General features: G+C 57.1%; 9 protein-coding genes. 4 read left to right on the forward strand and 5 right to left on the reverse strand.

Translation table 11 applies throughout. The annotated features are described in order from the left end of the window. Nucleotides 1-94: 94 nt before the first annotated feature. The 4 genes from ACZ5A6_RS17095 to ACZ5A6_RS17110 all read right to left on the reverse strand — a co-directional run bounded on the left by ACZ5A6_RS17095 (nucleotide 95) and on the right by ACZ5A6_RS17110 (nucleotide 6,900). Nucleotides 95-1,459, reverse strand: a complete 1,365-nt coding sequence (locus ACZ5A6_RS17095) for an HlyD family type I secretion periplasmic adaptor subunit (protein ID WP_003510897.1) — start codon at nucleotides 1,457-1,459, stop codon at nucleotides 95-97. 8 nt (nucleotides 1,460-1,467) lie between these two features. Then, a complete protein-coding gene (locus ACZ5A6_RS17100; RefSeq protein ID WP_019564676.1) occupies nucleotides 1,468-3,690 on the reverse strand; it encodes a type I secretion system permease/ATPase in 2,223 nt (740 codons plus the stop codon). Nucleotides 3,691-3,764: 74 nt separating this feature from the next. Continuing rightward, nucleotides 3,765-5,786: a hypothetical protein gene (locus tag ACZ5A6_RS17105; protein WP_112292283.1), complete on the reverse strand. Its 2,022-nt coding sequence runs from the start codon at nucleotides 5,784-5,786 to the stop codon at nucleotides 3,765-3,767. Between the two features lie 151 nt (nucleotides 5,787-5,937). After that, nucleotides 5,938-6,900 (reverse strand): hypothetical protein, encoded by a 963-nt coding sequence (locus tag ACZ5A6_RS17110; protein ID WP_003510894.1) that lies wholly within the window; start codon nucleotides 6,898-6,900, stop codon nucleotides 5,938-5,940. A gap of 908 nt (nucleotides 6,901-7,808) precedes the next feature. Between ACZ5A6_RS17110 and ACZ5A6_RS17115 the strand changes: the two genes are divergently transcribed. Beyond that, nucleotides 7,809-8,579, forward strand: a complete 771-nt coding sequence (locus ACZ5A6_RS17115; protein ID WP_019564673.1) for a helix-turn-helix domain-containing protein — start codon at nucleotides 7,809-7,811, stop codon at nucleotides 8,577-8,579. A gap of 60 nt (nucleotides 8,580-8,639) precedes the next feature. On the opposite strand, the gene ACZ5A6_RS17120 is transcribed toward ACZ5A6_RS17115, so the two are convergent. Beyond that, a complete protein-coding gene (locus tag ACZ5A6_RS17120; RefSeq protein ID WP_003510891.1) occupies nucleotides 8,640-8,990 on the reverse strand; it encodes a hypothetical protein in 351 nt (116 codons plus the stop codon). A gap of 396 nt (nucleotides 8,991-9,386) precedes the next feature. Between ACZ5A6_RS17120 and ACZ5A6_RS17125 the strand changes: the two genes are divergently transcribed. The 3 genes from ACZ5A6_RS17125 to ACZ5A6_RS17135 are packed head-to-tail and all read left to right on the forward strand — an operon-like array spanning nucleotide 9,387 to nucleotide 13,319. Beyond that, the gene (locus ACZ5A6_RS17125; RefSeq protein ID WP_019564672.1) at nucleotides 9,387-10,409 is read left to right on the forward strand and encodes a UDP-glucuronic acid decarboxylase family protein; all 1,023 of its coding nucleotides are present in this window, start codon (nucleotides 9,387-9,389) and stop codon (nucleotides 10,407-10,409) included. A gap of 1 nt (nucleotide 10,410) precedes the next feature. After that, nucleotides 10,411-11,394, forward strand: a complete 984-nt coding sequence (gene galE / locus ACZ5A6_RS17130; protein WP_464111195.1) for a UDP-glucose 4-epimerase GalE — start codon at nucleotides 10,411-10,413, stop codon at nucleotides 11,392-11,394. Beyond that, nucleotides 11,391-13,319: a glycosyltransferase family 2 protein gene (locus tag ACZ5A6_RS17135; protein ID WP_026330682.1), complete on the forward strand. Its 1,929-nt coding sequence runs from the start codon at nucleotides 11,391-11,393 to the stop codon at nucleotides 13,317-13,319. The genes galE and ACZ5A6_RS17135 overlap by 4 nt, the downstream gene beginning before the upstream one ends. Nucleotides 13,320-13,331 lie beyond the last annotated feature (12 nt).

Consider the following 13,331-nt stretch of genomic DNA (forward strand, 5'->3'; position numbering starts at 1 on the left):
GATCTGGACGGGATTGACAGCGTAGGTCCTTCTGCGTTCCGCATTTTCCAGACGCAAAACCGCCATCCAACCTTCCTGGAAAAGCGGTATTTCTTCATCTTTCCTTGAATGCTCGGGACATGCTCTCGGAGATAGGCTTGGTCAGATATTCGAAGAAGGTTCGCTCCGAAGTCTGGATCAGGACATCCGCCGGCATGCCGGGAACGGGATGGAAATTATGGACCTTCGCGATCTCCTCGTCTGAAACCTGCACGCGCACGATATAGACGTCCTTAACCTGCAGGCCTGCATTTTCCTCGATGCTGTCGGCGGATACGTAAAAGACCTTACCGTTCAGAACAGGCGTGGTGCGGCGGTTCAGTGCCGAAAGGCGGATCGCTGCCGTCTGGCCCTCATGCAACTGGTCGATGGAGGTTCTCAGAACCTGCGCCTCAAGGATCAGGGGAACGTGGGCGGGCAGGATTTCCATGATCGGCTTGCCGGTGGTGATGACGCCGCCTGCCGTGTGGTAATAGGCGCGCACCACGGTACCGTTGACCGGGGAGCGGATGACGGTGCGTTCCAGCACTTCGGCGGCACCGCGCACCTGCTCGCGCACGCTGTCCAGATCGGCTTCGGCGGTTTCCAGCGCGTCGAGAGCAGCCTGCTTGTTGGCGTTGATGGCAATGACCGCTTCCTGCTTGAACTTGGCGATTTCAGCCTCGCTCTGGTTCATCTCGCCGGTCAGTCGGGCGATATCGCCCATGGCATCGGCAATGGCGCGCTCCAGCGCCAGCATGTCGGTCTTGCGGATGACACCGTCCTTGGCAAGCCTTTCCTTGGAATCACGCTCCTGGGTCAGAAGTGCCAGCTGACGGTCGAATGACTGCTTCTGCCCCTCATAGCCCGCATAACGAAACTCCAGCGACTTGATGTTCTTTTCGATGAGATTCAGTTGCTCGTCGAGTTTCACGATCTTGCTGTGGAACACGATGTTCTGGCTCTGGATGATGGATTTGATATCAGGATCGCTGGCTTCCTTCATGACGATGTCAGGCACCTTGAAGCTTTTTTGGCCCTGCGCCTCGGCGCGCAGGCGCGTGACGATGGTTTCGAGGCGAAGGCGTCTCAGCTGGAACATGCGCTCGTTGGCGAGCGCCGTCGTCTTGTCGAGCGTCAGAAGCACGTCTCCTTCCTTGACGGTGTCGCCTTCGCTGACCATCATTTCCTTGATGATGCCGCCCTCCAGATGCTGCACGACCTTGTTGTTGCCGGTGGCGACAAAGCTGCCCTGGGCAATGATGGCGGCGGAGAGCGGTGCAGTGCCGGCCCAGTACCCGAAACCGCCGAAGGAGGCGAGCAGCACGGCAAGACCGATTGAACTGTGGAGGCGAATGGAACGTGGCACTTCGCTGTACCACTCAAGCTGGCCCTGGGGTTTTACCTCTGCGACGGCGACGGCGGTTTTTTTCTTGAACATGACGATCCTCAACCCTCGATCTGCGGAGACTGGCTACTTTGCCGGCCATTGCCGGAAATGGCCTTCAGTACGTCCATCCGTTCGCCGAACATGGCGACCGATCCGTCCTTCAGCACCATTATCTTGTCGACGCACTGAAGAAGTGCGGGTCGCTGGGTGATGGTGACGGTGGTGATGCCCTGTTTCTTGGCGTGCAGAATGGCTTTTGCCAGCGCCTGTTCGCCCTGCGTATCAAGGTTGGAGTTTGGTTCGTCCAGAACCACGAATTTTGGATCACCGAAGAATGCGCGGGCAAGCGCGATGCGCTGCTTCTGGCCGCCCGAAAGCGGTGCGCCATCGGCGGCAACCACGGTTTCGTAACCCTGCGGAAAACCGGCGATCAGCTCGTGTACGTCGGCGAGCACAGCCGCCTCGTAGATCTGCCGGTCTTCGACATCGTCACGCATGCGACAGATATTGGCCTTGATGGTGCCGGGGAACAGCTGCACGTCCTGGGGCAGATAACCGATGCTTTCACCGAATTGCCGCTGGTCCCAGTTGCGCAGGTCCATGAGGTCAAGGCGGACATTGCCGGAAGTGGGAAGGATGGAGCCGACCAGCATCTTGCCAAGCGTCGTCTTGCCGGAACCGGAATTGCCGATGATGGCAAGGGATTCCCCTTTCTTCAGCGAAAAGGAAATGCCGTTCAAGATCACCTTCTTCTGCGGCGGCGGCACGAAAAGGATACGTTCCACATCCAGACGCCCTTCCGGATTGGGCAGGCGCAGACGCGGGAAATTGAGCGGTGAGGTGATGAGAAGCTGCTTGATACGGCTATAGGAGGCTGCAGATTTGTTGAACTGATGCCAACCCTCGATCGCCCCTTCGATCGGTGCCAGCGCGCGGCCGGAAATGATGGATGCTGCGATCACCATGCCGCCTGTCAGTTCGCCTGCGAGAGACAGATGCGCGCCCCAACCCAGGAGTGCGACCTGCGTGATCATGCGGGCTGCTTTGGAAACACCTGAGAACATGATGTTGCGATCCTGCGCCGCCACATGCGACTTCAGCGATCCGGCTGTTTCACGACCCCACATCTTCACGGCCTCAGGGATCATTGCCATGGCATTGATGATCTGCGAGTTGCGCGACATGGAATCGAGATGGAAATTGGCGCGGCTCAGATAACCGGAGGCTTCGGCGAACTGTCTGGCGGTGAAGCGCTGGTTCAGCCAGGCTATGATGAACAGCACCGCGCAGCAGACCATGATGATGATGCCGAGATGCGGATGTACAAGATAGACCACCACGATGAAGAGGGGCATCAACGGCGCATCGAGAAAGGCGATCAGGGTGCCGGAGGTAATGAAGGAACGCAGCTGCTGCAGGTCCTGCAGGATCTGGTAGTCCTTGCCGCTGCCATGCAGGGAGGCACGGGCCGCAGCCGACAGAATCGGCGCTCCAAGCTGCACTTCAAGCTCGACAGCGGTGCGCATCAGGATGAAGCGCCGGATGGCGTCCATGAAGGCTTGCAACAGAACCGCGCCGAGAACGGCGACCGTCAGCATGACGAGGGTATCCATGGAGCGGCTTGTCAGGACCCGGTCCGAGATTTGAAACAGATAGAGCGGGATGGCAAGCAGCAGAACGTTGATGGCGATGGTGAACAGCATCACGATCGCCATGTTGCGCCGTATCGCGGCGATGCCCTTGGCGAGGCTGGCGGCGAAATTGACGGGTTCACTGCGCTTGTGGAAGCCGCTCTGGCTTCCGCCGCCTCCTCCGCCACCACCGCCATTCTCCGTCGGCTCCTTGCCGTTGCCGCCGCCGCCCGTCACCGGACGGCGCTCGTTTTCTCGGATAGGCCCGTCATTATTGTCGATGGTCTTGACGAAGGGCAGGTCGGGTGCGCTTTTCAGCTCGGTATTGTCCACCTTTGCTTCCGGCTCCGGCGGTGAGGCGGGGCGCCGGTCTTGCTGCGGCGGCACTGGCCTTTCCTGCGGAACGTCACGCATTTGCGGTTGTTCGGCGTATGGGGAATGTTGCGGAAGGGGCCGGGGCGGTGTGATCTCAGGGGAGGGCGGGGCTGCTTTCGCGCTCGGTTCCGCGCCGGACAGATGGCGCAGGTTTTCGACGGCCTCGTTTATGGCCGAAATGCAGGCATCAGTCAGCTTGCTGTCTTCCGCATCCTGATCCAGCGGCAAGTCCAGCGAGTGCCCGGCGGTAATGGTTTTTCTTGAAATATGATCCATTTTTTATTAATCCCCTCGGTGATCTCGCGGTTTCTGCGGCTTTGGCGGGGGCGTTTCTCTCCGCCTGTCAAAACCTATGCAGTGACCGCCTGCATGACGTCGGATGAATGCGCGCTGGACCACGACATGTCGTGACCGGCGTTGATGACGCCATCGGATTCATTCTGAATGGTGGCGGGATCGTCGTGCAGAAACGCGATCACTTCGTTTGCCAGCTGCTGGCCTTGGTGACCCGGTTGCGATGCATCGTTTTCGATGATGCCGCCCTGTATAAGGATAGCATCCGAATAAAGCCCGCCTGCGACGTAGGTGGTGGAACCGAAGCTGTCGTAATCGATAATCTGCGCGAGATTGATGACGGCGTTGCTGCCGGTATCGATATGGATCGTGACGTTCTCGTTGTTTTCGAGAATCTTTGCTGCTGCCTGCGTCACATAGTCGGAATCGCCCAGCACGCTCACCTGTTTGATGATGCTGACGTCATAAAGATTGCCAGTGATGTAAAGGACGTTGATCCCCTGATAGCCCGCAAAATTGGCATCGTGGGCAAGCGCGTCCGGCATGTTCGGATCACGCTCGTTAATCGCTTTCACCGTCTGCGCCATATAGTCCGGCATGGTTTCGAAACGGTCGTTGCTACCGACATTGTGGATGCTGGCGTCGTTCCACAACAGGTTGTTGCCGGACTGAACGGTGGCACCCTCAGGCGCGTCGGGGTTGGCGCGGATCCAGTCATTGTCGTAAAGCACGGCGATCTGGCTGATGAGGTTCATGTCCAGCACATTGCCGCCGACGATGACCAGATCGTACTGCATGCCGATGCCGAGGAAATTGGCGATGTTGAGGGCAGCGTTGCCACCGCTCAGCAAGCTGACGCTGGCACCTGAAGAGGTAACCGTCAGTGTGTCGTTGTCGCTGATGAACTGGTACTGCTCGATCCAGTGGACGAAGGACACGTCTCCCTCGAGGACGCTGACACGCCAGGCAGTGGGAAATATTGGCGTTTCACCACTATCGTGACTGCTGTCGGCGCTTTCCGCACCCGGATAGACACTGCGTGAGAAGGTCGCAATATTGTAGGCGGCGGTTGCGTCATGGTCTTCGGACTGCGTGAAAACGGAATCGACCTCATCGCGGTCGCTATAGACATAGGCCTGGGTGATTGCGTCGATCTGGTGATAATCGCCCATGACGGTGGTGACGGAGGCCATGACGGCAGTATTGACCAGCGTTGCTATGTTGGCGACGACATTTGCGCCGGCAGCCACATCGAGGCTGTTTCCGGCGGGGCTATCCTCATGCAGCGAAACATCGCTCTTTTCCGGCTCTTCAGCGGGCTTGGCAATGCCACGATCCGGCATGAAGTCGTCGAGCGTTGGCTTTTCGCTTGCCATGGAGCCATTGATGTAGAGGCCGTTGATGTCATTGCCAGCGAGAACGAAATCCTGTTCAGCGCCGGTTCCAAGGGACGTCACGTCATTTTCGCGTGCATGGTCGATATAATCATGTGCTGATTTGGCGAGCGCCTGCAACGCGTCGTAGCTGTCGGTGCGCTGGAAAACGGAAAAGGGCGTGAAGACGGCTGCTTCGTTATGGAACTCGACGGTGCGCTGGGTCACGAAACTGGTGTCGCGCGCCACATTGGGGCCGTCCGTCATGTTCAGATAGTCGTCGTCCTGAAGAATATTGACCTGAGTGACATGGGCGATAACCGAGCCAGGGCCGGTGTGAAGCACCAGTTCGCGTTCTTGCTCAAAGGAGACACTGCCCGGAAAACGGAAATGCGCCGCTGACATATCGACCGGTATCGCATTTGCAAGCTGCTGCATGTCGTGTTCGACCATGCGGGCGAAATGCGGTTGCAGATAGTCGAAGTCGTAATAGCCGGCGCGATATTTAACGCCGGGATCGTAATCCTGAAGCTGCAAGTCGTAGTTCTTGTCTAGCAGTCTTGCCGCGTCATCATCCGACAACCGGTCTTGGTTCGCGTGTGCTGTGCCTTCGGCATAGTTGCTTCTTAGACGCGCTTCCTCGATCACCGTGTCGAACAGGCCGATGAAATGCGCAATCATGTCTGAAATTCTGTCGATTTGCATTGCAGGTCCCTCCCTGATCATCGCGGCAGAGCCTGGGCGGCGGGCGGCACACGTCCAAGAGGCGGTGCTTCGTCTTCGCGCAAACCCGGTCCTTCAACCGCAAACTGCACCGGCGAATGCCGGTGCAGCTTTTTTCATAGAGAGGTACTCGTCAGGAGCCGCTGTCCTCGCCGGTATCGGAAACATGCGAGTTACCGCCTGTGACCGAGATATCAACGGCATTGGAGAGCATGTTGGCGCCCTGCACCAGTTCCAGATGGAAGCCGGAGTTTGCAAGGATAGCCGACGCATCTGCAGTGCTGGTACCCGCAGCGTCGTCGCCAGCCTTGAGGTCCCATCCCTTGCCGTCCATGCCTTCTGCGCCAAAGGCGTCGCCGGCATTCGCGCTCAGGTGGTTCTGTGCACCACCATTGTCCATCCTGACATCCCAGGCCTGATCCTGATCCGCCAGGTGGTTGGCCTGCACAAGGCTGAAGCCCGTGTCGTTGCCTTCGCCGTTGAGCGAGCTGTTGAGGATATTGTCGACATCAAGTGTGAAGGAGAAGTCGTCACCGAGGTTAAAGGTGAGGTCTCCGCCAGCGATGCCGAGATTGCCGACATCCTTGACGCCGGCGATGTTGCCGAAGTCGTCATCCGACTTGTAGAAACTGTCAGCGGAGTTGAAGCTGTCGGAAGTCGTCGTTGTTGTTGTTGTCGTGTCGTCGTCGGAATAGGAGAAGGTCTTGGTGTCCGTATCCGTGACCGTCTTCACGTTGGTGTCGTTGTCGCTGTACGACTTGCTTTCATAGCTCCAGTCGTAATCGGTCTTGATTTCGGTGCTGGTTTCGGTGCTCGTCTTTACGGTCGTATCGTTGTCGCTGTAAGACTTGCTGTCATAGCTCCAGTCATAGTCGTTGTCGCGATTGTCGCCGTTGCCCACTGCAACGTCGATTTTGGCGTCAACATCCACATTGGTGCTGTTGTCGCTGTTGTCGTTGTTGCGGTTTTCACCGTTTGCGGTGCCGACGTTGCTGTCGTCCACCTTTGCGTCATTGGTCGAGGTGTTGGCGAAACCCTCCGAAAGCGCGCCAATCTTGGTGATGTCGTCGCCCGCAGGCTGTGGATTGTAACCCATGTCGATTTCCTCCGAAAAAGCTCGGAGCAGCTTTCGAAATCCCTCTCATCTAAAACGGGATTTTTTCGCGCTTGCTCCGCGTTGCACAAAGATTGATGTTCTGCAGATGCACTCGGTACGTCTCATCTGCGGCTTGGCATCGGCCCGTAACCGGGCTCTTCTCGTTCAGCCCTTGTGCGCTACTCGGTATTAAGGCGCACAAATCCGTTCCTCGCTCCGTTGGGAGCGCGGTGGCTTCGTCTTTTTGCTTTCGTTATGTCTTGAAAAGGAACCGGCGTTTGCAAACACACGTCAAAGGCCGGGGTTGTCTTTCCATCGGTCACTGTTTGCAGCGACGGTCAGACTGTGCAGCAGAAAAATCGCGCTTCCTAGCTATCAATTCGGGCTAAACATATCGGCACCCTTACCACCAATATATATGTCGGAAGGCGGTCGCATGGAGATTTGCAGCCGGTTCAGACGCAAATAATTGCGCTCAGGCCGGGAAAAGCTGCTTTTTCTAAAAATATAGTCAATGGCGGTGAGAAGGGTCCCTATCCCGAAATGGCACATTCCGGAAGTTCGTTTGCCGGGCAGGTATGTAAAGGGATATCAACCAAAAGTTATATTTTCCCGGATTGCAAAACCGGAGCGAAAGCTTTTCCGATGTGTTTGTTTTTACACTGGTTCCGGGCTCAACGATTCATTACGGGCGTAACCAATTTTGTACGTCAATTGCAAGAAATAACCCATTTGGGCCATTTCTTTGCACAGCTTTTCGTATTAGCCTCCTTAATTAACGGGTAATTAATGATAGTTGACATGGCGTGAAGCGGGAGTTGCCCCATTTGTTTCTAGGGGTATCCCGGCGAATGACAGAGCACACAACCAAAAAGAACGTAATGCGTAGCGCTTTAGGGGAGACGTCGATGTTCATGGGAACTTCAGATTATGCGGCAAAACAAAGTGGAGCCGTTGCGCCTGTAAATGGAACTTTATTGATCATCGCGGATCCGGACCTGTTTTCCGAGTGCCTCGTGGAGGCGCTGGGCAAAAAGTTCCCTACATTCGCTGTGATGAGCGTTATGTCGTCGGCAACGATCGACGATGACTATGGCGCCGATGTCCGGCTGGTCCTGCCGTACCGCATGTCGGGCGAGCGGCTTCATAGCGTTCTTTCGGCGGTCCGCGAAAAGCATCCGGATGCCCCAATTGCACTTGTCGTCGAAACCATCGACAAGTTTGAGGAGCCGCTGAAGCAACTGGTGGGGATGCGTATCATTGATGGCGTGCTGCCGCTTAATCTGCGGCTCGACGTTTTCATGGCGGCGGTTGATCTCCTCATGAAGGGCGGGGAGCATTTTCCCGCTGCCCTTCTCGGCAAGCTCACCCCCTATTCCCAGGCCGTGAACGGCAAAAGCGTTCAAAGCAACGCCGTGATTGCCAACCGCGCCGACGCTCTTGCCGTCAGCAAGAGTGAAATGGCGGCGCTGACGACGCGCGAGGTGCAGATCCTCGACCTGCTTTGCAAGGGAACGCAAAACAAGATCATCGCCGACCGGCTTCACCTGTCCGAGAATACCGTGAAGGTGCACGTTCGCAACATCTATAAGAAGATGAATGTGCGCAACCGAACGGAGGCAGCGTCGCGCTTCTTTCACAAGGACGACGACGCGGCTATCTCCGGCTGGAGAAACTGAACATCTGGCGGGCCTGATGCCGCAATGACGCCAGTTTCAAGCAGAGGTTATGCCTGAGGCTCAGGGCCTCAGGAAACAGCGGGACTTCTGACCAAATCCGCTCGGTGAGCAGATATAGGGAGAAGAACCGGAATAGGAATGCCGCGGCGATATCGTCGGTGTGTCGTAAGTATCGGCAACAAGCGTGACGGCTGCGTTGCCTGTCTTGTCATAGCCGTAGGACGCCTTGGCTGGAGTAACCCGGCTCTTGATCGTCGCCGTATTAGCAGATGCGGTCTTGATCAGAACGGCATCTTCAACGACGGAGCACGAGGCCGTTGCGAAAGTGAACGTCGCAAGTGCGGCGGCAACAAGTGCAAAACGACAGCGGCGGGCCGCTTTGCTGTTATGGGAATAAGGCATTTCATTCATGATGTATGTCCCCTGAAATCGACTAGCTGTCGCATCTCGCCGGGTGGTTTTGCCCCGGTGGACCGAGCCTTACAAAACCAGAATAGTCCCGACTGGTTGAGCGAAGCTTGCGCTAATGCTCAATAAGAAAGGCATAATGGAGGCGTAGTTAAAAAGTATTAAATCGAGTGATTAATACGAGTAATTCGGGGTAATCAATTGTAATATTTCGATAAAATAAAGTTGACCTGTTTTATGACGCGCCTATCATAAAAGTTGAAATATACCGAATCCAAATATTAAAACCTCCAGAAGAAATAAAAACCGGAGGTGACATTCGAAATATCCTGCAATCTGGAGTTTGATCTAGTTCAAGTCGAATCAGCCGGGCTGGTTCCTCATTGGGAGGAGTGTGTAATGCGTAATTTCGTTCCCAACGACCATGACAACGGCGCTACAATCTATTCCGAGTGGCGGCCAGGCCAGCGCGTTCTGGTCAACGGCGGGGCTGGTTTCCTTGGCTCCCATCTTTGCGAACGTCTGTTGGCTTGCGGTCATGAGGTGATCTGTCTCGACGATCTTTCGACTGGACGGACCGTGAATGTTGAGCATTTGCAAGCCAACAAGCGGTTTTTGATGGTCGAGCATGATGTCCGCAAGCCCTATGACATAGACGTCTCGCTGATCTTCAACTTCGCGTCGCCGGCCTCGCCGCCGGACTACCAGCGTGATCCAGTCGGCACCCTGCTTACCAATGTGCTCGGCGCGGTCAACGTTCTCGAAGTCGCTCGCAGATGCGGTGCAACCGTGGTGCAATCCTCGACATCGGAAGTCTATGGCGACCCGCTCGTCAATCCGCAGCCGGAAAGCTATTTCGGCAACGTAAATACAATCGGGCCGCGAGCCTGCTACGATGAGGGCAAGCGCAGCGCCGAAACGCTTTTTTTCGATTATCACCGCTTTTATGGCGTCGATATCAAGGTTGGGCGCATCTTCAACACCTATGGGCCGCGCATGCGCCCCGATGACGGGCGGGTGGTCTCCAACTTCATCGTCCAGGCGCTGAAGGGTTCGGACATCACCATTTATGGCGACGGCAGCCAGACGCGCTCCTTCTGCTACGTCGATGATCTGATCGACGGGTTCCTGCGTTTTTCAGCCAAGCCGAAGGATTGCACCGGACCGATCAATCTCGGCAACCCGAGCGAAATTCCGGTGCGGCAACTGGCCGATATCGTCATCCGCATGACGAATTCCCGCTCGCGCATCGTGCATCTGCCCGCCGCGATCGATGATCCGCAGCAGCGCCGTCCCGATATTTCGCGTGCCAAGGAAATGCTCAGATGGCAACCGCGCGTACCGCTCGAAACCGGTCTGGAGAAAACCATCGTCTATTTCGATGCGCTGCTGGCCGGCAAGAAGGTTGCGGAGGCCGTATGAGATGTCCCGTACAATCCTCGTCACGGGCGGGGCCGGATTCATAGGCAGCCACATCTGCAAGGCGCTGGCGCATTCCGGCTTCAAGCCCATTGCTTACGATAATCTCTCGACGGGTCACGCGGATTCAGTTCGCTGGGGTCCCTTCATTGAAGGCGACATTCTCGATCGTAGTCTCTTGAAGGCCACGCTCAAGGAGTTCTCGCCAGCCTTCGTCATCCATTGCGCCGCAAATGCCTATGTCGGCGAATCCGTCGAGGATCCGCGCAAATATTACCGCAACAATGTCGGCGGCAGTCTGGCGCTTCTAGATGCCTGTCTCGACCAGAATATCGGCGGGCTGGTATTTTCCTCCAGCTGCGCCACCTATGGCGTGCCGCCGCAATTACCGATCCGCGAGGAAACGGCGCAGATGCCGGTCAATCCCTACGGTCGTACGAAGCTGATTTTCGAAATGGCGCTCGATGATTACGCTGCCGCCTATGGCATGCGTTTCGTCGCGCTGCGCTACTTCAATGCGGCGGGTGCCGACCCGGATGGCGAACTTTACGAACGCCACGAGCCGGAAACCCATCTGATCCCCCGGGCAATGATGGCTGCCGCCTCGCGGCTGCCGCAACTTGATGTATTCGGCCAGGATTACGACACCAGCGACGGCACCTGTATCCGCGACTACATCCATGTCAGCGATCTGGCTGATGCCCATGTGGCCGCCGTCAACTATCTTTCCGATGGCGGCGAGACCCTGCGTGTCAATCTCGGCTCCGGCCACGGCACATCGGTCGGGGATATCATCCGCGCGATCCATCGCGTCACGGGACAGGAAGTGCCGGTGCATTTCGGCGCAAGGCGCGCCGGTGATCCGCCCGCCCTGTTCGCCGACATAGAAAGAGCGAGGGCGACCCTCGGCTTTGCGCCGAAGCGCTCCGATATAGACACCATCATCCGCACGGCTGGTCCCGGCTTCGGGCTGGAGGTGCTGTCATGAAAGCTCGCTCTACCCCTTCCTTACCATCATCGCGTCCCGTCGCGGGGCAATTGCGAATGCTGCCCGTCTTCACCGGCTGGAACCGCATGGCCTATCGTCTCGGAATTGGCGGTTGGCTGGTGACGCTTGCCTATTTCTGGATCTGGTGGCTGGACCGGGATCGGGTCATCGACTGGCCGTATTTTACGGTCGTTACGGTAACGCTCGCGTGGATCACGCTTCTGCCGTCCTATTTCATCTTCATCTTCCTGAACGCCAGGGTCGTCGACCGGCGCTCTCCTCTGCCGCAGGGCAGGGTGGCGATGGTTGTAACCAAGGCGCCATCGGAGCCTTTTGCCGTAGTACAAAAGACGCTGCAGGCCATGCTGGAGCAGAAGGGCCTGGAATTCGACGTGTGGCTTGCGGATGAGGACCCGGATGCGCAAACGTTGAAATGGTGCGGCGCGCACGGTGTTTTCGTTTCGACGCGGAAGGGTGTCGTCGATTATCACCGCAAGACATGGCCTCGCCGCACCCGTTGCAAGGAAGGCAATCTCGCTTATTTCTACGATCATTACGGGTATGAGCGTTATGATTTCGTCGCGCAATTCGACGCCGATCACGTTCCGGAACCGGACTATCTGAGTGAAATCATCCGTCCTTTCGCCGATCCGGCGGTTGGATATGTCTCCGCACCAAGCATCTGCGATGCCAATGCAAAGGAAAGCTGGGCTGCGCGTGGCAGGCTTTATGCCGAGGCAAGCCTGCACGGCGCCCTGCAGCTGGGTTACAACAACAGCTGGGCGCCGCTTTGTATCGGCTCGCATTATGCCGTGCGCACCAAAGCCCTGCGTGAGGTGGGCGGTCTGGGACCCGAGCTTGCCGAGGACCATTCCACCACGCTTTTGATGAATGCGGGCGGCTGGCGCGGCGTCCATGCCGTCAACGCAATCGCGCATGGCGACGGGCCGGTGACTTTTACCGATCTCGTGGTGCAGGAATTCCAGTGGTCACGCAGTCTGATGACCATCCTCTTGCAATATTCGCGGCATTACGTGCCGAAGCTTCCCTTGCGGTTGAAATTCCAGTTCCTGTTTTCACAGCTCTGGTATCCCCTGTTTTCCGGCTTCATGGCACTGATGTTCGTGCTTCCCGCTTTTGCACTGTTGAGCGGCCAGGTACTCGTCAATGCCTCCTATCCAGTGTTTCTGGCGCATTTCCTGCCGATTTCGCTCATCATGATCGTGTTCGCCTTTTTCTGGCGGGCCACGGGGGCCTTTCGCCCGCATGATGCGAAACTCTTCGGGTGGGAAGCCATCGTGTTTCTGTTCCTGCGCTGGCCCTGGTCGTTGATGGGTGTGCTTGCGGCGATACGCGATACGATCCGTGGTGATTTTGTCGACTTTCGCATTACACCCAAGGGCACGCAGGCAAAACCGCCGCTGCCGCTGCGTGTAATCGCGCCTTACATGGTTCTGGCGGCACTAAGCCTTCTCGCAATGGTGCTGGCGCCGCGTGAAAACGCTGCGGAAGGTTTCTTCGTCTTCGCCGCGATCAATGTGGCGATCTACGCGGGCCTTTCGGTTTTTCTTCTCGTCCGACACACCATGGAAAACGGCTTGCCACGGCTGCCGGCATTGCGCGGTGGGGCGACGGTTGCCGCCTGTTCGTTACTGCTTGTGGCAGGTAGTGCCGCGGAACTCAGCTCCCATGCGATTGGTGGGCTGGAGGCCCTGTCGCACGGGCAACCCTATGTCAGCTTCACCGAAACGCGGTTCACCGTGGCCGGTGCTGGCGTGGAGGGAGCGAGATCGGTGCGTCTGAAACTGCGCATCGTACTGCCGGGAATGCCCGGAATTCGAAACATGCAGGCGGAGCCCATGGTGCCGCCACCGGTCATGACAACCGGAGAAATCATGCTGGCCGACAATAGGGTCGGACAATAGAAGGAGGAGGCT

Source organism: Agrobacterium sp. 6Ca8, from assembly GCF_055382765.1.